Genomic DNA, 21,080 nt, shown 5'->3' on the forward strand with positions numbered 1-21,080 from the left:
CATTATTTTTAGGAATTGTTATAAGACTACTTCAAGAATTAATAATTAATTATTAACAATTACCTTTCCTTGAAAAGAATGAGGATTGATGAAAAGGAAAAATTTTTCTTGTTTGGTGCTTGTAGGGCGACAGTCCGTGGCGCAGTCAATCAGAGACTTTAAACCTTCATTATTAGGTAACATATATAAGTTAGAACTTACGCATTGCATTTTTTAGTTATAAACATTGTATTTAGTATAGCACTATAGTTTCAACTAAATTTATGTAATGTTTTTGCGTAAGTTCTATAAGTAAAAGAAATTTATAAATTATTCATACTCCTTGTTGCCTCCCTTGATTACTAACAGACTTTAAACCAAGTGTAGTATAAGTAGTTTTTCATCCCTGAAAGACAGGGCATTCAAATTCCCAATTACTCTTGGGCAATGATTTTTGGTAGTCCCACCATACCACATAAGACTTTTGTTCTAAGTCTTTAATTTGATCATATAGATACCAACATTGAATCACTCAAACGCACTACCATCTCTCCATTCAAAAGCGCCTGTCGCCATTGTTTTCCTGTCTTCCAAGCATAATATTTGACTCCACTCCAACGAGGGTTAACTGGGTATCCGGCAAACCCAGAACGCAATGCAGGAATATAAGCGCTTCTGAGTTGAGTATGAACCAATATTCCTTCCTCTAGTTGAACTACTTTCAGATTTTGATGATCTTGCTTAAACACGGGACTCACCTCCTGCTTGAGAATATGCTTAATTTTTCTTAACTTATCAGACTACGGCCATTATATCACTCAGAATTTCAGATTTTTGATATTGAGGAAAATCTATCTATACAACTATACAAGTAAAAATAATTTCCCACTTTCTCAGCCTTAGCATTTTTTGATTGAATAGTATTACACAAATTTAACTCTTATAGATGTAAATTTCATTCACCTTGATACTAATTCAGGAAAATAATACCTCAATTTATTAGGGGGGATTGTTTATCTTTTTCTTTTAGGTTGAATACACCGCCGTCTATACGGTGTTTACAATTGGTTGGGGTTTGAGTCCCCATCAACTTTTTCCTTTTTCCTTCTTCCTTCTTCCTTCTTCAAGAACTTCAGTGGCGATCGTCCACTCCTACGAAACAAAACAAATTTTTTATATTAGTCAGGAAAAAATAGTGATAGTATCATCAATAACTAGCAATAATTCACAGATTTGCGATTGAATATTAGGGAAAGATATGATTAATCAAAAATGGATTCAATATCCGATTAAGCTACTAAGTAGGAATGTAATTTTATCTTTATTTTCCACTGTAGAGAAGTTAAATTTAACTATTATACATTTGTACAAAAATTGCTTTTTAATTAAGTTTTTACCAAAGTGGATAAGTAAACTTGTATACCTTTCAATAATATTTATCGTCAGTTTAGGTTTGACTGCTGCAGCTATTAAATCTCCGACTGTCAAAATTCCGATTTTTGGTTTCCATGACATTATTGATTTACAGAATAAAGCTGATTTACCACCATATCGCCCTCTTTATGATATGGATTATACTAAGCAAGATTTAGAAAAGTTTGTAGAGTATTTAGTACAGAAAAATTACTGGTTGTTATCCTCTCAAGATTTATTCGTATATTTTATTAATAAATCTCAACCTATACCAAGTAAACATATAGGTCAAAAACCTGTAATGCTTACTTTTGATGATGGCTATGAAGGAGTGCATAAAAATGGAATGCCCATCTTAGAAAGGATGGAAGAAAAATATGGTGAAAAAGTAAGATTTGTTCTGTTTATTAATCCTAAAACTCTGGGAGTTGATAATGGAAAAGATTTACCACATCTTAGCTGTCAAGATTTAAGAGAAGGATATCAAAAAGATTTTTATGATATTCAATCTCATGGATTTACCCATAAAAATTTAACTAAAATTAGCTCCAAGGAATTAGAAGTAGAACTATATTTTGCGAAGTTGGCTTTGAGAAAATGTACTAATGATTTAGACAGGAATAAAATTGTTGCTGCTCATATTGCTTATCCCTATGGTGCCATCAATAGAAAGGTAGAAAAAAAGTTACCTAAATATCATCTGACTGGATTTATTTACGATGATAAATATTTGAAAGTAAATTATCTCAAAAATAAGTTCCGCATTTCTCGAATTACAGTTGGTAGTCGCACATCTCCTTATAAGTTAATTCGGTTAGCGACTCGAGCTTCAACACTCAAAAAAATTCGTAAGTCGAAAAAATAAAAATCAGGCTGTTATAGCACAAGGAAGAAGGAAGAGGGAAGAAGGAAGAAAGAAGAGGCAGGAAGGCTTAATATCAAGTCTCATTAAGGTGTTTGCTAATAGCAGCCCAGTTAATGTTAATTAGGGCTTGCTGATTAAATATCAAAGCATTGACAGATAAAGATTTTAGCATTTTTTTTGTCTAAAAAAGTGCCAGCTTTTCAGCGGAAAAAGCTCAAAAAGCTAGTGTTCTGGGATGATTATGGCAGAAAAATCACTCTTACAATTTTTCCGACTACCTCCTCGCTCATTCCCCGTTCCTCCTGTCTTCCCCTCCAGGGAGGGGGAGGGGCGAGGGGTGGGTTGTCTCCTGTCTCCTGTCTCCTGTCTCCTACCCTTACCAAAAGACTTTATTCAGAAAACCCTAATTATTCTTATGTTTACTTCTCTGTACAAGCACCTGCGGAATATGGGCAAGCAAACGGCCTTTTGCCCCATCTCCCCATCTCCCCATCTCCCCATCTCCCCATCTCCCCATCACCCCATCTCCCCATCACCCCATCTCCCCATCTCCCCATCTCCCCATCACCCCATCTCCCCATCACCCCATCTCATTATTTACGAGCGATCGCATAATAACGCCAAGGTGCAGGATAACCTTCAACTGTCAAGGAAGGGTCTTCAGGATTGAGAAATTCTGACAAACTATCAATATTGGCCCAAGAAGTGCGCCGTTGTTCTGCCACTGACAAAGGTTCGGCAAAGAAACAATTAATATTACTAAACCCTGCTCTCCCTATCCAATTCTCTAAACAAGACTTAGTGGGGAGGAACCAAATACCTCGTGCTTGAGCATAACGTTTCCGAGGTGTGAGAGCTACTGGTAAATCTCCAGGAATGCCTTGACAGTCAATAATAATTTCTCCTTTGGGCGCTAAAGCTTCTCGCATTTTGCGTAATAAAGCAATGGGGTCAGTGTGATGATAGAGAATACCCAAGCAGAAAATGGTGTCAAAAAATTGGGGGTAATAGTGGATATGTTCGACTCCCAACAATTCAAACATCAGCATTTTTTGTTGCGCAATATTTTGAATAAGTTGAAAATTCCAAAAATGTTTGGCATAAGGTTCAAAACCAATCACTAACTCCGGTTGTTGAGCTGCCATGCGGAACATAAAATAACCATTGTGGCAACCAATATCGGCGACTCTACGATTTTTCAGAGAACTAATATGTGGCAAAATGCGTTCCCATTTCCAATCAGAACGCCATTCAGCATCAATGTTTATACCAAATAGTTCAAACGGACCTTTTTTCCAAGGACAAAATGTTTGCAAACTGTTCCGGAACAGTTGTTGTTGCTCTGGAGAGAGTTCCTCAGCACGACCGACTTTTATCGCTGCACCGGAAAAGTCGAAAAAATTACTTTTGATATCTGCAACTGTTTGTACTGCTTCGCAATACTTTTGAGTAGAGGTTTCAAATAATTTTTTGTGTTTTTCTTGACGGGTTTTTAATATTGCTTCTGTGTTGATAGGGATGTCATATTTATATAAATAATCTGAGGGAATATGGCCGATACTATTATTACACATGAGACTAAATTTAGTAATTATATCAAATCCGTTTAATTGCAAATAGATTCAATGCGAGACCGATAGGTCATTTCAGTTATCAGTTATCAGTTATCAGTTATCAGTACCTCTGCCTGAAGTCAGAGGCTTGAAATATTGAAACTGATTTTTTTTCATCCCCTTGAAAGGGGAGGCTTGAGACCCTCTTTTTTGGTCATAGGGAATAGCGGTGCGACCTCGCGGGGGGCGACAGACGCACCGCTGTTGCGCACTTGGTGTGAGGGAATAGTAAAATTTTTAGCAATAATTAACATTTAAGGGTTTAGCATCCGCGCACTGACTACTAATCGGACTTACACAAAATAGAAGTAGAAAATAGGCTCAAATTAAGTGTCTAACCCTAGAACCCTTGAAACAAAGGTGGGAAGAAGGTCGTATGGGTACCTAACCAGCGAAATCCTTGTGCTCAGGAGCGGTATGAGCTGGAAACTCTCATGTACGGTTTTGGAGTAGAGGTGAGGGATAGTGATATCCCCATCGACTACATCACAAGGCTTAAAAGCTTGAAAAAAAGTAAATTTCCTGTAGATATTCACCCTTGGTTTTACACAAACGCGCCCCAGCGGACATGATATGACTACTAAATTCAACAGGACTTACGCAAATTGACTTTTAAAGCACCATTTGTACCGGTGAATGGTATTTGCGTTCCGCAAAGCTCCGAATGGCGCCCTCACTATATGTAGAGTCTCTGCGTAAGTCCTGTTGAAGTGAGGTTGTTAAACCGAACTTGATATTATATCATGTCCGGATAATACACAATCTATAAAACTATCAGATTGACGAGTTCAGTAGAAATACCTTTCTTAACGAAAAATTGTGGGTATGCGCCTCCCCTTTTACAGCGGTTTTCATATGAATAAACCACTGCGGTTCAAACCAATCTATGACATCATCTTCAGTAAGCAAGAGCGTACGCTTCGCGCTATATCTCGATCTAATTGCTCTTGAGGAAAGAGCTTGACGAGAGCGGAGAAACTCTTTGAATTTTGACCAACATAGTTCGATGGGTGACAAATCAGGTGAGTACGCAGGTAAGAAGATTAACTTGGCTCCTGTGGAGGAAATTAACTCTTGAATTCTAGAACCTTTGTGGACACTTAAATTATCCATCAGTACAATTGCCCAAGCGCCATAGTTGAGGTACTAAAATCTGCTCTATATATGTTTCAAATACATTTTTATTTGTACTACCAATTACGGTCATTGATGCAATTAAACCATCCAAACTTAAAGCTCCTAAAACACTTGTATTCTTACCTTTATTTCTAGGGGCATTGCTGACTACTCTCTGTCCTACTTTTGCTGGACCATAAAGACGAGTCATCCCTAGATTAACTCCTGAAGAGTCAACAAAAACCAAATTATTTATGTCTACTAAATCCAACCATTTTCGATAGTCATAGCGTTTTTGTTTTATATCTTCTCTGTCTTGTTCGCGGATCATAAAGACTTTTTTTTCTACTTATATTGAATTTTTTTAAAATTCGATACATTGTTGATACACTTACTTTCACTCCGGTTCTAATTTCGCTCATATTCGCATAACTCACAAAGCATGCATATCTGGTTTTTGTTGGATTTTCTGCGCTCATTAAAGAATCAAAATTGCCATCAATTTTAATCTTTGGCCCTCCTCCATGTTCCTTTGGATTCACAGTTCCTGTGGTTCTATAATGCCGCTGTGAAATTACGGACAAAACTCAAGCTAACTTGAAATCTTTGTGCTATTTGACGTTGAGAACCTTCTTGATTTTGATAGGCTCTAATGACACGAATACGTAAATAAGCGTGAGTATGGTCTGGCCATTTTTGCCTTTGGCGTTCGCGGAGCGTGGCGTCAGCCGTATCGCTCTAGATAACTATTTTCTCTTGAATTACATTTTACACTTTTGTGGTTCATCCATATGAAAAGCGCTGTAAGGGGATAATAAGCGGTCGTTTGCGGAGCAGTCCGTTAGGATGGGATGGCTCCGAAACCTGCGCCATATCCAATCGACTCCTGTGAAGAAAAATTTTCATCTCTTTGTCAATCCTCTCCTTGAAAAGAAGAGGTAATTATTCATTATTCATTATTCATTATTAATTGTTGAACTGATTTTCCCCAACCCCCGACTCCTGCTATCATAATAATAACTTTATCGACCTACTTAGTAGATGTAGCTTCTTCAGGCAACAGTACTTTTGCTCGAACAAACCGTAAACCACTTACTCCCTGTAGAGGCTCAACCAAACCACTCTCAAATTTATCCTCCACCCAACCTTCACGAACTAAATAACGGAAATATTGTTGATATTCTTGCCACTCTTCATCAGTAGAATAAACCACAGTCAGCATCCCTGGCTGAGTTATCCGCTCCTTTGTTTCCTGATCCACACCTTTGTCAATTCGCTTTTTAACAATTTCATAACGAATATCACGACTACCTTTGACATCAAATAATCTTTCTGTACTTTCATTGTGATAAATATCAATTGTAGAATTCTGCACTAAGATCAGATGCACAACTCCCAAAGTAACTTCCTCAGATTCAGCTTTCAGGCGCAAAATTGTTCTAGCACAATCGCAGATTGCTCGTAGTTGCTCATAACGTAAACTACAGAGATGAAATTGACTAAATTTAGGATTAATAGATTTCCCCAGATACATCATGTGGTCTATACCATCGGTAGCCTCAAAATCGCAATGATGGGGTATAATTTGCTGCATCTGACTTTGCCACTTTTCCCAAGTGTTTTGAAGATGGTAGTTAATTTTGTGCAACATCTGGTCGTAGCGATCGCGAGCTTGATATACGCTATGATGTTCGTTGCTACAAGCAGCTCGATAAGCTTCTACAGCAGTTTTGACGGCATCTCCACATTCCACAAAATAATCAAAGTAGATTTCTAAATGTAAATGTAGATAGTCTCTCGCTGTAATTTCACTATCCACTGATACTTTTGCTTCTAGAGACTTAATATATTCCAATATATCTTGCCGTAGTTGCTGACAAAAAGCACTATCTTTTATTTTACAAACAGTTTCGACAATTGTTAACCCCAAGCAAAATTGTGTCAGCAGATCGGTTTGAATTGCTCGATTGCGTTCGGTGGAAGATCCACGAATATCACAGATGCCATAAAGAGGATAGACATCTTCAAAAACGATTATTTCTGGCGGTAATCCCCAACTACGGCGTTCTGCTTCTTGCAAAAATCGCCATTCAACTGCGGGGTGAATATTACGAATATTTGTGAACCGTTGTTGAATTGTTTGACGAACCGCAGTGGTCAAAGCTGGAATCAGATCCTGAGCGTGTTTGTAATCAGAGGTATAAAAATTGTTGGGGAGCTTGCTGGTTAATCCTACTATTCCCAAAACTGCTTGAAGTCCAGAACTATCTTGTGGACAGGCAGCTTTAATTACTAGAGGAATTAGTAGCAAGGAGCGAACTCCTTTTTGATATAGATTTTGTTCACACTCAGTTTGACAATGTATCTTCAGGTCGGGAATATTCTGAATTTGATTATCTTTAGCAGTTTTGAAGATTGGAGAATCCTGTAGACTCTGCGTGGAATATAGTCCAGGATAGTTGCTTGTTGTTAAATACTCACTGCTGATAAATAATTTTATTTGTTTTTCTCCTTCATTGCGCAGTAGAATCATATCATCTGCCCGGAATAGCGACCGCATTTGTTTGTCAATTTGCTGAAATTTTTCTTGCTGCATCAATGATTCTGGTTCTAATAACAGTTGAGTTAGTCTTCGTTTTTGTTCTTTAACAGTTACATCCAATCCTTCAAGTAAAAACAAACCCTCTAGTTGGAAATTTTCCAATTTTAACTGTTGGGCTAAAATTTCTATATTTCCCGGTTGTATCAACCAAGCTATTTGTTCAGATGTTGACATTGATTGGAAATTGATATCTGTAAAATCGTCTACAGTTTTCTCAACTCTTTGTACTTTTTGTTGTGAGGAACAAAACCAGAATTCTATATACTGTGGTTCTGAGTTTTGTGGGCAATTAATGGTTGATATGATTGAATAATGTTGAAATTGTAGATTTGCTGTGTCTATTTGATAAAGTTCTTTGAGTATCCAGTGCAAAATTTGCAGGCGGTAAATTTTTTCTAGTTCTGTTTTCTCCCAATCACTTACCAACTCATTCAGCTTAATGTTTTGCTTTGATTCTATTTCATCGATCTGATTGATTCCCATTAGCTCGCAAAAAGCACGATTAGCATATTTAATGCTGAGGTTACTTGGTTCTACAATTGCTGTTAATATTCTGCTTTGATGTGGAAAATTTTCAAGTCGCTCTATTATTTGTCTCCAAATTTTTAGTTGATCGACTTGATTATGGTGATTGGATAGTTGAGATGCTAGAGCTTGCAATAGTTGCTCTATATTGATCTCCTCACTGTTTTGATGGTTTGGGATGGAAGAAGTTTTCCCTGGTAAAGCTTTTGTATAATATTTGTTATGTTTATCTGTAATTTTTTGTTTGGAAGTATGCATATGTTTTACACCTGATGTTTTGAATATTTATTTTATGTATCTATATAACCCATTTGGTATCTTTGCACGCAGTATGTGTTTTTGGCATAGAATTCAGAACTCAGTCCTGGTGAAGTCAGAAAATTCAGAAATAGAATAGGGGAAAAAGCGGATGGGACACCGCGCCCTTCGGGTATCTGTTTCCTCCTCCGGAGGAGCTACGCTAACAGAGACGCTTTGCGTACGACAGTTGCGTGACTGTCGGGGAACCCGCAAGGGCGCACTGCACTCACCGTCGCACGGCAAAGCGATCAGACCCCGGCGAGGTTTCCTCGCCATAGGAATGCTGACTCCTTTTCGGGAACGCGCACCAAGCAGGTAGAAAAATGCTCCCATCTCCCTATCTCCCCATCTTTAAACTATATAAATTAGATAACTCTCAAATGGGTTCTATACTACGATCTTAAACTAGGCCGAGTTTTTAATAATAGGCCATAAAATCCAAGATCAAAGCTATATATCTGGACAAGTAAGCTTGATACTGGACAAATATTTACTGATAGGTTAATAATATTATGGGTCAAACCCCATAAAATGGAAACTATTGACAGAATATATACATTATGATATTTTTAATAGAATATAAAAATATAGATTAATATTTACGATTTGCTTGAATATTGAGTAGACTTAAAGTTAGAAAATCGTGATTTATGTGGTTTTGAAGAAGCAAATTATATAATTGTTGTTTTGCTACAAGAAATGCCTAGACATATTTTGTACTAAAAATATTGAAAGATATTCAACATTGCAGATGTGAAAAAAAGAATATGCACTCAATTTGCTATATATCTATGAATAGTTGAATAAAAAACTAAAATAGTTATAGATTATGGGAATAGTACATTAGGTGAGGAATAAAAGATTACATTGTTGTAAAAGAGAAAAAAATGATTTAACGAAATTTTTTTTTAAAACTTTAAAGAAGAAATAAATAAAATTTAAACAGAAGCTAACTGTCTATATTCAGAACCCTTTGAATTTCACAATTGGAAAAAAAATTAGGCAAAAATAAAGAAAAAACCTTTCAGATGATATATAATAAACAACTACTACTAGCTAGCTGAAATTGCTTTATGTTTGAAGCCCTTGCCGACCGCTTAGAAGTCGCCTGGAAAAAACTAAGGGGTCAAGATAAAATTACAGACTCCAATATTCAAGAAGCCCTACGAGAAGTCCGTCGTGCTCTATTAGAGGCAGATGTTAACTTACAGGTTGTGAAAGACTTTATAGCCGAGGTTAGCACTAAAGCTAAAGGGGCAGATGTATTAACAGGAGTAAGGCCAGATCAACAGTTCATCAAAATAGTCCATGATGAGCTAGTGCGCGTCATGGGAGAAACCAATGCTCCCCTAGCAAAAGCTGAACAAGCACCAACTATTGTTCTGATGGCAGGTTTACAAGGGACAGGTAAAACCACTGCCTCAGCTAAACTGGCCTTACATCTACGAAAGCAAGACAGAAGTACCTTGCTAGTTGCTACCGATATCTATAGACCTGCTGCTATAGACCAATTAGTTACTCTAGGTAAGCAGATAGATGTATCCGTATTTGAATTAGGCACAGATATAGACCCTGTAGAAATTGCTGAAAAAGGGGTTGAAAAGGCCAAAAAAGAGGGCATAGATACTGTAATTATAGATACAGCAGGTCGGCTGCAGATTGACCAAGATATGATGGCGGAACTCGCCAAAATTAAAGCAGCAGTTAAGCCCCAAGAAACATTGCTAGTAGTGGATGCAATGACAGGTCAAGAGGCGGCAACATTGACCCGTACCTTCAACGATCAAATTGGGATTACAGGGGCAATCCTTACGAAAATGGACGGGGATACAAGAGGTGGGGCAGCTTTATCAGTACGTCGAATTTCTGGTCAGCCAATAAAATTTGTGGGGGTGGGAGAAAAAGTAGAAGCCCTACAACCTTTTTACCCAGAGAGGATGGCTTCTCGCATTCTGGGCATGGGAGATGTACTTACCCTAGTAGAAAAAGCTCAGGAAGAGTTTGACATAGCTGATGCAGAAAAAATGCAAGAGAAAATTCTCTCAGCTAAGTTTGACTTTACTGACTTCCTGAAGCAAACGCGACTGATGAAGAACATGGGTTCTCTGGGAGGAATTATGAAATTAATTCCTGGAATGAATAAATTGAGTGATGATCAGTTGCAGCAGGGAGAAACTCAACTCAAACGCTGTGAGTCAATGATTAATTCAATGACAAAGCAAGAGCGCCAAACCCCAGAACTTTTAGCAAAATCTCCTTCTCGACGAAAACGTATTGCTCGTGGTTCAGGTTATGCTGAAAAAGATGTTAGTAAACTGGTAAGTGACTTCCAAAAAATGCGATCGCTCATGCAACAAATGGGCCAAGGAGGAATGCCAGGTATGGGGATGCCAGGAATGCCAGGTATGGGAATGCCAGGAATGCTAGGAGGGAGAACACCTCCAGGATTGCCAAACTACCCCGGTATGGGTGGTAGCAAAAAGAAAAAGAAGCAGAAAAAGAAAAAGGGCTTTGGGCAACTTTAAGAATACGGTAGCAGGTAGTAAGAGTCCTAAAATATATGGTGGCAAACTGTAAATTTGACAAAAGATACCCAATACTTTCTTCGTTACCATGAAACATAATAGCTTAAAATTCCAAACAGGAGTATAATCACTCGAAATGATCAAACTGCGATTAAAGAAATATGGAAAAAAACGGGAGACTAGCTACCGGATAGTAGCAATGAATAGCAGTTCCCGACGTGATGGCCGTCCATTAGAAGAGCTCGGCTTTTACAATCCCAGAACAGATGAAACTAGACTAGATGTACCAGGAATTACCAGACGTCTTGAACAAGGCGCTCAACCAACACAAACAGTGCGTGACATATTGAGAAAAGCTAATGTCCTTGAATCACCAAGAACCGGAATTAACACCCAAGAGAATGTATCAGTTTCCCATGCAGAATCGACAGAAGCCGTTGCCAATACCCAACCAAGCGAAGAAACTGCCAATACCGAAGCCAGCCAAACCAGTGACAGTGAGTCAACTGAAACAGCAGCTACCGAGTCTGAGGAATAATTCTCAGTCATCCAATCCTGATTATGCAGAAATAGTGAGATGTTTAATTGAGCCATTTCTAGAATCACCAGAGTCTTTACGAGTAGACTGTGAAGTAAATCCTCGGCAAGCAAAAGCCTGGATTCGTTTAGCTTTTGACGAACTCGAAAAAGGACGAGTATATGGTCGTGGAGGACGTAATATCCAAGCAGTTCGTACTGTGTTAGCAGCATTAGCTCAAACAGCAGGTCAATCTGTGCATTTGGAGATATACGAAGACCATTCAGAGACACCACGTCCTTCTCCTTCTTACTCTTATAACGATCGAGAAGAAGGGACTTATGATAGAAAGACTATGCCAATTAGTCGCCCATCCTACAACAGACAAAGAGTATCTCGTAGTCGTAGTACAACTCCAAGTCCAATTATATATAAACGAGACGATCGTGGAATGAGGTAAAAATTATCAGAATGCCACCACTAAAACTTTTATTAGGAATAGTGGGGCATTACTTTAATTATTCTAAGATTGGAGGACTATTTATTGGTAAAAATATATAGATGGTTTCCTAGTTTAAAAACCGATAAGATAAATTTGCGTTGGGCGGTCATTGAGCAACTTGCTTTGCTACTGCCAACAACTGTGACAGCCTTTGGGTTATCTAGTGCTAGCACTTGGATAAAAAAACAGAAAGTATTTGTTAGGGAGTCTTAGCAAATATGGAATGGAGAACCATGTTGGCATGACAGAGACAGTAAGAGTAGAGTTGCCTAGTATTGATAGCGCTATCAATCTTTCTGGTTATCAGGAAGAAAATATTAAACTACTGGCACGACACACAGGGGCAAATGTTGTACTGCGTGGACAAGAATTATTTATCAGTGGCACGGCAACTCAAATAGAACGATGCCAACAAATTGTGCGATCGCTCGAAAGCCTCTGGAAACATGGTAAAACCATTACTGGAGTAGAAATTCTCACTGCTCGCCATGCTATTGAGACTAACCGTCAAGATGACCTACAAGAACTTCAACAAGACGTTCTAGTTAAAACCCGTCGTGGGTTAGAAATTCGTGCTAAAACTTTCCGTCAACGAAAATATGTACAAGCTATCCGCACCCGCGATATGACTTTTTGTGTGGGTCCTGCTGGTACAGGTAAAACATTTTTGGCAGCACTTCTAGCAGTTAAAGCACTTTTAGATAATCAATATGAACGTTTGATTTTAACTAGACCTGCTGTAGAAGCTGGAGAAAAATTGGGATTTTTACCAGGTGATTTGCAACAGAAAATTAATCCCTATTTACGACCTCTATATGATGCTCTTTATGAATTAATAGAACCAGAAAAGGTAACTACTTTGATGGAGAAAGGCACTATTGAAGTTGCGCCTTTAGCATATATGAGGGGTCGAACTCTGAATAACTCTTTTGTAATTCTTGATGAAGCTCAAAATACCACCCCTGCTCAGATGAAAATGGTATTAACTCGCTTGGGTTTCCGCTCAAGAATGGTGGTAACGGGAGATATTACTCAAACAGATTTACCCCTAAGTCAAAAATCTGGTTTAACAGTTGCTATGAAAATTCTGCGAAATGTAGAGGGTATTGCTATTTGTGAACTATCCCAAGCAGATGTGGTACGACATCCTCTAGTACAGAGAATAGTTGCTGCTTACGAGCAGTATGAAAATTGAATAAGGCAGAAGGCAAAAGGGAAAGAAAGGTTCAAGGCCAGAAGTTTTTTTTATAACTGATTATCCGGACATGATATGATACTATGTCGAAATAATTAGGAATAAAACTCTGTTCCGCGCCCCGCGTTAACCTGTGTTGTGCGCCAGCAAACAAAAAACTTTCTCTTTTTATTCCCCTTTCTTCTCTCCTGACTCCTGACTCTTGAGTTCTGACTCCTAAGTAATTAAGATTAATGTCATACACTAATTGACCAACGCCAATAATTACATAATATTTATATCTTATGACAACTGATAACTGATAACTGATAACTGATAACTGAAATGACTACTAACCTAAAAGATTTTTTAGAAGCTTGTGAACAATTGGGAACTTTACGTTTAATTGTGACAAGTAGTGCTGCAGTGTTGGAAGTTAGGGGCAAAATTCAAAAGTTATTTTATGCTGAACTTCCTAAAGGCAAGTATGCCAATATGCACACCGATATTGTTGAGTTTCATCTAAACATGGATATGATTAAACAGGTAAAGTTTGAGAGTGGAGAGGCAAAAAGAGGAAATTTTACTACTTATGCAATTCGTTTCTTAGATAGTGAAGATAAAATTGCTTTGAGTGCATTTTTACAATGGGGAAAACCAGGAGAATATGAACCTGGACAGGTAGAATCTTGGCAAGGGTTGAAAGAAAAATATGGTGAAGTTTGGGAACCTGTTCCTGTGGAAAGTTTGGAATAGTTACAGAGGATTACCTAATGAGTTTTAATGAAAATTAAACTATGTATTGTATGGTTAAATACTAATAATTAGGGTATCCTCAAAAGTCCTAAGTTTTAGCTTAAGGAACTGAAAGTAGGGAAATTTTTCTTGTTACAACCCCAGAATTTTACTGCTTTATCTTCAAAAAAGATATTACTTTTAATACTATAAAAAGCCCTCAACTAGAAGTTTTTCAACCTTTAATCCAAAATTACGAAGATCGATCCTTAGACTTGTCGCTTAATTTTGATAGGTCTAACCCACAATTTTACAATTTTGTTTTGCCACTTTTAGGGTTTTATTTAGCGGCAAGTCTATTGTTTTAAAACTCTGAAGGGTTTTTCTGCAAACTCTAAATAATCTTTTTTTGCCTGTAGGATAAAGTGTATTCGGTATTTATATCTACTGTCTATGATATTAAGTCCGGATAATTAGTTATAAAAAAACCTATCCTCTTACCGAAAAATTGTGGGTATGCGCCTCCCCTTTTAAGGGGATAATAAGCGGTCGAGGGATGGCGAGGTCTCCTCGCCATATCCAATCGACCAAGAGAAAAAAAAATTTTCATCTCTTTGTCAATCCTCTTCTTTTCAAGGAGAGGTAATTATTCATTATTCATTATTCATTATTAATTGTTGAAACACGGCAAATCTCTCTATTATCGCTGCTTCCCGCTCCCTACTCCCTGATTTATAAGTATTCAACCGGACATGATATTACTCTCAAGCTCCCAAAAATTTTCAGGCAATTTTCAATAATATCTTTTTTTGACAATCGTTTAGTTATTGTGTATGATTATCAATAGGCGTACATTTTTGATAAAGTACCGTGGCCCTTTACACACCATCTTCATTTAAAGCAGAACTAAATGACAAAGGTTGGCGAATGACTCCCCAACGGGAGACCATTTTGCACGTTTTTCAAAATCTTCCTAAAGGCAATCATCTGAGTGCCGAAGATCTTTATAATATGCTACAAAATCGGGGTGAAAGAATTAGTCTATCTACCATTTACAGAACTTTAAAGTTAATGGCAAGGATGGGAATTTTAAGAGAACTAGAACTAGCGGAGGGACATAAACATTATGAGATAAATCAACCTTATCCCCATCATCACCACCATCTTGTCTGCGTACAATGCAATAAAACTGTTGAATTTAAGAATGATTCTATTTTAAAAATTGGTCTTAAGCAGACAGAAAAATCTGGGTTACATCTATTAGATTGTCAATTAACTATTCATACAATTTGTTATGAAGCCCTAAGAATGGGCTGGCCTTCTCTCGTATCTTGTGAATGGTCTTGTCCACGAGCACTTGCAGATGCAGAAAATTCTGAATAAAAAAACTCTGAATAAAATAAACAACCCCACTTAATCTCTGAGTGGGGTAATTAACGAAGTCAGAAGTCAGAAGTTAGAAGTCAGAAGTTGTTTTTGTAACGGGGATTTGAGCCCCCCTCTAAAAACATTTCGCCTTAAAAGGCGGGGTTGCGCGACCCATGTTATTTTGATCAAAAAAAGATTTATAAATCTAATAATTAGTTTCCAATATCTTTAGCACTTAAACCATAACGCAGATGAGCTTTCGCCACTGCTACTCTTGTTTCTGAGTTGTAAACTCCATTTAATGGACCAAAATAAAATCCTTGTAGCCGAAGTCTCTTTTGCAATTCTAAGACATTTGCTTGACTACCTATATAAGTAGCTCGCCCTTTGGAAGCGCTTAGAGTAACAATCATAGGATGTCTTAAAGCTTGTAATGTATTTCTTGTAGCTACTCCACTGGCGTTTGTTCCCACATCTTCCTGAAAACGTCTGACAGCAAACTCAGTCGCAGGTCCAAAAACACCATCAATGACACCAGGATAATAACCCAATCTTGTCAACAAAATCTGGAGTTGTTTTACACCCAAACCTCGATCGCCCCGTCTGAGAGAACTTGAGTAGGAGTATTGCCTAGTGGTGTAGTTTTGCCTGGAGTCAGATACAGGACCTGGGGGCAGAACTTGACTAGGATTAAATAGAAATGATTGAGTTGTTGGTCCGACTATACCTGTAGGAGTAATTCTATTTCTCTTTTGAAATTCAATTACTGCTATCTCAGTACTTTGATCGAAATAGTTAGTTATTAGTCCTTGATAATAACCTAAATTTTTCAAACGTTGTTGTAATCTTCCTATCTCTACACCTGTTTCTCCAGGTCGAAGAAATACTCTCTCCACAGGAAAAGGTCTAGTACCAAACAAATATTCTCTAGTGGTAATACCTACCTGACCCGTAGGCGTAATTCTGTGAGAGTTTTGAAATCTGATGACTGCAGCTCTAGTATTTTGGTCATAAATGCTATTGATCGGACTTTTGTAAAAGCCTAATTCTGCTAACCTTCTTTGAATAATTGCTACTTGAGGGCTAACTTGTCCAAAAGATAATGGTCTTGTTGAAGAATTTAATAGGGAAGAATGAATTTGATTAGACCTCTTACCTGCAAATAGTAATGACCAAGTAGTAGGTTCAATTTGGCCTGTTACTGTAATACCATTGTCTTGCTGGAACTGTCTTACAGCTCTTTCTGTAATAGGACCATAATAACCAGTTAGATTGGCAGAAAAATAGCCTAACTCTCTCAGTTTTCTTTGAACTGCAGTCACTGTTGCGGCCTTATCTCCACGTCTTAGATAGACTGCACTATTAGGGGAAAGAATTGCATCACTTTCTGGTCTAGAGTTAGAAGATCCAGAAAAAAAAGAGTTTGTTGCTATTTGTCTTTGGTATGTTTGGCTATCCTGTGTTTGGCTAATATTAAAATAACTATTTGTTTCAGGACTGGGAATTTCTGGCCTTCTAGCCCAACTAGAATCAATAATAATTAAATTAATAATCATTATTGATAAAAAGTTTATGTAAGCGAAGCTAGACAGTTTTTTCCAGTTAAGTCCTTCAATAAGTTTGAAGTCTTTGTTTCCTTCATTAACCAGAAAAAATTCTATATATGCAAGAGATTCCATAAATTTTCCTGGGGGACTCTAAAATTTTAATAGTAACAAGCTAAATTGATTGAGCTTGTTATCTTAAAGAAGTTATACCAATTTTATGTGAGGATGCACAAAATTATGAAATTTATTACTACTTGTCTGTCTCGATCTACAGTCAACCCCGATCAAAATATTATTCTATACAACTTTATGATGAATTTGGTATTAAAGCAATTCTTAACAGAGTATAATAATTCAATTATTATGAACAGAGATGGAGACTTTATGTATAATAAAATCTCTAGCTCATCAGGAGAGGGAAATATTTGAAGTTATAGATTCAAATATTCAAACAACTTTCCCCATTAACAGAGAGGTAGTTTTCTCTCCTTTAAAGACTTCTCTATTTGAGTTTATGTCTTTGTTCATTATTCAACTACTACTATTAGGGTATCAAATTGTGAGTACAATAACTTACTGAAAGAACATCTATAGATTAATTTAATTTAAACTTTCCTATCTAAATTCTATCATTTTGTTGTACTATAAAACGCTTAAACTAAACCTGCACGGTCAAAAATTAGAGCTACTAAAGCGGCAAAAATAGTTATTCCTAAAGCAGTTAAAGGATTTTGACCTTGAGTAACAGCAAAGGAAGTCACTACACCAGCTCCTAGAGCAGCAGTAACGGCAGCAACTAATGGATCGCGGTTTGAACGATTTTTGTACATAATTATTTATCCCAGATAGACTTTTGAAAAAATTCATAACTAACAACGTTGTCTCAACCTATCACTGAATTAATAATTAAGATGGGAATTATCCTGGTTTTGCAATTAAGATTAAAATTTCTCTAAATTTCTTAACAAATCAAGAATATTTAATGATAAATTTTTTGCAGAAGTTGGGAAAAGGTGGCAGAGAAAATAAAAAAATTAAATAATTACCTAGAAATATGTTTTTATACTCAAAATTTATATTTATTAGGTAAGTCTTCAATGATATTAAAGAATAGAGAATCTACTCCAATTTTTCAGTATTACCACCTGATACCCATCCTGTACGATTACTACCATCATCCACTCGAACTTTTTGCCATCTTTTATCTGAACTTTCTTCCAAAACTATAACTTTCTCTTGATAAGAAACACCACCAATACGATTAGCATTTCTACTAGGAGTATCCCGCAAAATTAAACCAATAGGCTCAACTACAATAGCTCTATAAGCTCCTGGGTCTAATTCATTAGATAAATTTTTATTTGTAGTTTCTGAAGAAGACGTACTCACTTTTTGGGCGACGGGTTTTTCATTAGTAAATATTGGTTTTTCAGGCATTTTCGTTAGTTTTGCTGCAAAGTAGAGAACTGATGCTGCACTAGCACCAGCTAGCAATAGTATTGCTAAAATAAACCCTATTAAAAATTTGAATAAGCTATAAAAATTCATAATTTTCAGACTTTTTTCCAAGATTGAAATCAAAAAAATTGGATATATATAACCAAGATTAAAGTTGCTAAACTTATAATCCTATAGAATTATTATTTATAATACTAAAAATTACTTTTTAAGCTACCATATCTAGAAGCAAGACGCGCTCTACCTGCTGCTGCCCAATCTTGTAAAAACTTAATTTGTTCCTCTGCAGTTCTAGCTAGAGGGATAATTTGACTAGCAGACTCTAAAATATCCTCAGTAGTAAATTCACGATTTTGACTAAATCCAATGTGCATAGCTTCAATTAAAGATTGTTCTATTTCTGCACCAGAAAAATCAGGAGTTTCATAAGCTAGACGATTTATATCATAATTTTTGATATTGTGAGGTCTTAACCGAGATAAATGTACCTCAAAAATAGCCCTTCTTTCTTCTTGATTAGGCAAACCGACAAAAAATATTTCATCAAACCTGCCCTTTCTTAATATCTCAGGAGGTAAAGATTGAATATTATTAGCAGTAGCTACCACAAATACAGGAGAAGTTTTCTCAGCTAACCAAGTAATAAATGTACCAAAAACACGACTGGTAGTACCAGCATCTCCTTGACTTTTCAACCCTGCAAAACCCTTATCAATTTCATCGATCCAGAGAACACAAGGTGCTAAAGCTTCCGCAATAGAAATCATCTGTCGGGTACGAGACTCCGACTCTCCCACCAACCCTCCAAACAAACGTCCCACATCCAAACGTAATAGAGGCAAATGCCAATGATGAGCGATCGCTTTAGCAGTAAGAGATTTACCAGTACCTTGTATTCCTACCAAAAGTAAACCTCTCGGATGAGGTAAACCATATTGTCTCGCCCTTTCAGAAAATGCTCCTCCACGTCGCAATAACCAATCTTTGAGGTTATCTAAACCCCCAATATCAGAAATATTTTCACGAGCAGGATAGAAATCTAATATTTGAGTTTGGCGGATATTTTGACGTTTTTCTTCTAATATTAAATCAACATCATTAAGCTGTAGTTCTCCGTGAGTAGCAATTGCCTTAGCCAAAACTCTTCTAATTCTTTCAATAGATAATCCTTGAGCTGCTCGAACAACTTCATCTAATAAACGTTTATCTAAAGATTGACCCATTGCCACTAATAAACGTTCTACCTCTTGGGAAATTTCTTGACTATTTGGCAGTGGAAATTCTACGATCGTGATAACTTCAGTTAAATCTTCTGGAACAGATATTTGAGGAGCAAGAATAACTATATTTTTAGGTTGAGATTTTAATTTCTTTGCCAAATTTCGTAGTTTTCTCGAAATAGAAATATCTTCCAAAAATCTTTGAAAATCACGCAAAATAAAGACCGCTGGAGCAGATTCTGGTAACTTTTCTACAAGCTCTAAACCTTGGAGAGGATTTCTTTTTCCCCAACCTGTATCATTAGGATTATTTTGATATCCTTCAACAAAATCCCATATATAAACTGCTCTATTACCTTGTTTTTTTGCTGATTCAGTAATGGCAATTTCTATTCGTTCTTCTTCTCTAGTCTGAATATAAATTATTGAGTAGCGCGAGCGGAGTAGTAGTTCAAATTCTTCTTTAAAACTCATATAGCAATTCCCATACTGTTAAGGTACAAAACTCTATGCTTTAGGCAACAGGCAACAGGCAACAGGTAACAGGCAAAAGATAATAGTGAAGTAAAGATAAGAGCGTACCTCACTAGCCTGAGAAACGCTATCAGGACTTACGCAAATCAACATTGAAAACGCCAGATGTAGGGGCGAATTGTATTCGCTCTCACTCTATTTAGTGTCTGTGCGTAAGTTCTGGCTATATTTTTTGATCAAAATAACATGGGTCTAAAACCCCGCCTTTTAAGGCGCAATATTTTTGGAGCTTTTCTCAAATCCCCGTTACAAAAATAACTTCTGACTCACAGGAGTGCGCGTTCCGCAAGCGAGCTGGCGTCATCGCGGGGTCGCACCGCTTCTGACTTCTGACTTCTGACTTCGTTAACAGTTGCCACTTTTATAATTTTCAGTTTATTGCCAGTAAAAAACATTTTTTTCTACTTAATATTTAACAATATTTAACAGCGAACTTTATGATTAAAATCTTAATTATTATTTCTATTTAGTTGTTTCTTTATAGATTCTAAACCAGCCCATCGCCGGTCGATCATTAATGAAGAGCCATTTTTCTCAGATAATTTAATTCCCTGACAATCTTTATCGCATACCTTTCTAGGAGGAACTGCCAAACACAATTGTTCATATACCCATTCTTTAGGATTAAAATATCCATCTGGAGGTAAAGTTTCCACCAAATCTTCTACAGAATTCTCTACTTCTATGTCAAATAAATCCTTTTGCTCTTTAATTTCTTGAAGCCAAATTAATTCTTTTGGAGCGATCGGCAATTTATAGTTGTACTGTTTTAAACATCTATCGCAAGTGAGAGTAATAATTGTTTCTAATTCTCCTTTGACTTCCAGATAATTGCCATGATGAGTTACTTGTAAATAGCCTCTAACTGGAGTCAGTGTTTCCAAGTCTGATATAAATTCTTCAAACTTAATAGTCTCAGTCTGCTCAGTTTTTTTTAGTAGACTGGGAATATGTATTACTTCCATCTTCCTTTACCTCACTTATTCCATATCAGCTATTCAGAATTCTGAATATAGAATTCTGAATTTGCTTTATATAACTAATGATTTTAATCTCTACAACTCATTATTTTCTCCAAATATTTTCT

At 36.8% G+C, this 21,080-nt stretch carries 18 protein-coding genes and 1 pseudogene; 8 read left to right on the forward strand and 11 right to left on the reverse strand.

What is annotated here, in order from left to right:
• Positions 1-485: 485 nt before the first annotated feature.
• The gene (locus F6K23_RS13095) at positions 486-728 is read right to left on the reverse strand and encodes a hypothetical protein (protein WP_293155718.1); all 243 of its coding nucleotides are present in this window, start codon (positions 726-728) and stop codon (positions 486-488) included.
• A gap of 509 nt (positions 729-1,237) precedes the next feature.
• Between F6K23_RS13095 and F6K23_RS13100 the strand changes: the two genes are divergently transcribed.
• Positions 1,238-2,257, forward strand: coding sequence for a polysaccharide deacetylase family protein (locus F6K23_RS13100; RefSeq protein WP_293155721.1), 1,020 nt, complete (start codon positions 1,238-1,240; stop codon positions 2,255-2,257).
• 419 nt (positions 2,258-2,676) lie between these two features.
• Here the strand turns inward: F6K23_RS13100 and F6K23_RS13105 are convergent, their stop codons facing one another.
• The 5 genes from F6K23_RS13105 to F6K23_RS13120 all read right to left on the reverse strand — a co-directional run bounded on the left by F6K23_RS13105 (position 2,677) and on the right by F6K23_RS13120 (position 8,371).
• On the reverse strand, positions 2,677-2,838 hold the full coding sequence (locus F6K23_RS13105) for a hypothetical protein (protein ID WP_293155724.1): 162 nt from the start codon (positions 2,836-2,838) through the stop codon (positions 2,677-2,679).
• Positions 2,839-2,850: 12 nt separating this feature from the next.
• On the reverse strand, positions 2,851-3,831 hold the full coding sequence (gene cmoB, locus F6K23_RS13110) for a tRNA 5-methoxyuridine(34)/uridine 5-oxyacetic acid(34) synthase CmoB (RefSeq protein WP_293155727.1): 981 nt from the start codon (positions 3,829-3,831) through the stop codon (positions 2,851-2,853).
• Between the two features lie 813 nt (positions 3,832-4,644).
• Complete coding sequence (locus F6K23_RS41775) at positions 4,645-4,983, reverse strand: transposase (RefSeq protein ID WP_367267691.1); 339 nt, start codon at positions 4,981-4,983, stop codon at positions 4,645-4,647.
• Positions 4,976-5,317 carry a transposase gene (locus tag F6K23_RS13115; protein ID WP_293155730.1) on the reverse strand — a complete coding sequence of 114 codons (342 nt, stop codon included), beginning with the start codon at positions 5,315-5,317 and terminating at the stop codon, positions 4,976-4,978. The genes F6K23_RS41775 and F6K23_RS13115 overlap by 8 nt, the downstream gene beginning before the upstream one ends.
• Before the next feature lie 699 nt (positions 5,318-6,016).
• Positions 6,017-8,371, reverse strand: coding sequence for a GAF domain-containing protein (locus F6K23_RS13120; RefSeq protein ID WP_293155733.1), 2,355 nt, complete (start codon positions 8,369-8,371; stop codon positions 6,017-6,019).
• Positions 8,372-9,486: 1,115 nt separating this feature from the next.
• Here F6K23_RS13120 and ffh point away from each other — a divergent pair.
• The 7 genes and pseudogenes from ffh to F6K23_RS13155 all read left to right on the forward strand — a co-directional run bounded on the left by ffh (position 9,487) and on the right by F6K23_RS13155 (position 15,249).
• Positions 9,487-10,938, forward strand: a complete 1,452-nt coding sequence (ffh, locus tag F6K23_RS13125; protein WP_293155736.1) for a signal recognition particle protein — start codon at positions 9,487-9,489, stop codon at positions 10,936-10,938.
• A 136-nt stretch (positions 10,939-11,074) separates the two neighbouring features.
• Positions 11,075-11,344 (forward strand): annotated as a pseudogene (gene rpsP, locus F6K23_RS41780) (30S ribosomal protein S16); the annotation flags it as partial.
• Between the two features lie 85 nt (positions 11,345-11,429).
• On the forward strand, positions 11,430-11,915 hold the full coding sequence (locus tag F6K23_RS13135) for a KH domain-containing protein (RefSeq protein ID WP_293155742.1): 486 nt from the start codon (positions 11,430-11,432) through the stop codon (positions 11,913-11,915).
• An 84-nt stretch (positions 11,916-11,999) separates the two neighbouring features.
• Positions 12,000-12,170, forward strand: coding sequence for a hypothetical protein (locus F6K23_RS13140; protein ID WP_293155745.1), 171 nt, complete (start codon positions 12,000-12,002; stop codon positions 12,168-12,170).
• A 28-nt stretch (positions 12,171-12,198) separates the two neighbouring features.
• Positions 12,199-13,152 (forward strand): PhoH family protein, encoded by a 954-nt coding sequence (locus F6K23_RS13145; protein ID WP_293155748.1) that lies wholly within the window; start codon positions 12,199-12,201, stop codon positions 13,150-13,152.
• Positions 13,153-13,476: 324 nt separating this feature from the next.
• Positions 13,477-13,887 (forward strand): ChuX/HutX family heme-like substrate-binding protein, encoded by a 411-nt coding sequence (locus F6K23_RS13150; RefSeq protein ID WP_293155751.1) that lies wholly within the window; start codon positions 13,477-13,479, stop codon positions 13,885-13,887.
• A gap of 849 nt (positions 13,888-14,736) precedes the next feature.
• Positions 14,737-15,249: a transcriptional repressor gene (locus tag F6K23_RS13155; RefSeq protein WP_124147119.1), complete on the forward strand. Its 513-nt coding sequence runs from the start codon at positions 14,737-14,739 to the stop codon at positions 15,247-15,249.
• Between the two features lie 197 nt (positions 15,250-15,446).
• Here the strand turns inward: F6K23_RS13155 and F6K23_RS13160 are convergent, their stop codons facing one another.
• The 5 genes from F6K23_RS13160 to F6K23_RS13180 form a co-directional block, all read right to left on the reverse strand.
• Positions 15,447-16,913: a peptidoglycan-binding protein gene (locus F6K23_RS13160; RefSeq protein WP_293155755.1), complete on the reverse strand. Its 1,467-nt coding sequence runs from the start codon at positions 16,911-16,913 to the stop codon at positions 15,447-15,449.
• A 521-nt stretch (positions 16,914-17,434) separates the two neighbouring features.
• Positions 17,435-17,611, reverse strand: coding sequence for a hypothetical protein (locus F6K23_RS13165; protein ID WP_287522706.1), 177 nt, complete (start codon positions 17,609-17,611; stop codon positions 17,435-17,437).
• Positions 17,612-17,900: 289 nt separating this feature from the next.
• On the reverse strand, positions 17,901-18,329 hold the full coding sequence (locus F6K23_RS13170; protein ID WP_293155759.1) for an SH3 domain-containing protein: 429 nt from the start codon (positions 18,327-18,329) through the stop codon (positions 17,901-17,903).
• Positions 18,330-18,433: 104 nt separating this feature from the next.
• Positions 18,434-19,933, reverse strand: a complete 1,500-nt coding sequence (locus tag F6K23_RS13175; protein ID WP_293155762.1) for an AAA family ATPase — start codon at positions 19,931-19,933, stop codon at positions 18,434-18,436.
• A 509-nt stretch (positions 19,934-20,442) separates the two neighbouring features.
• Positions 20,443-20,958: a DUF177 domain-containing protein gene (locus F6K23_RS13180; RefSeq protein WP_293155765.1), complete on the reverse strand. Its 516-nt coding sequence runs from the start codon at positions 20,956-20,958 to the stop codon at positions 20,443-20,445.
• Between the last annotated feature and the right edge of the window lie 122 nt (positions 20,959-21,080).

It is taken from the genome of Okeania sp. SIO2C9, assembly GCF_010672455.1.
In the GTDB taxonomy this organism is placed as follows: domain Bacteria; phylum Cyanobacteriota; class Cyanobacteriia; order Cyanobacteriales; family Microcoleaceae; genus Okeania.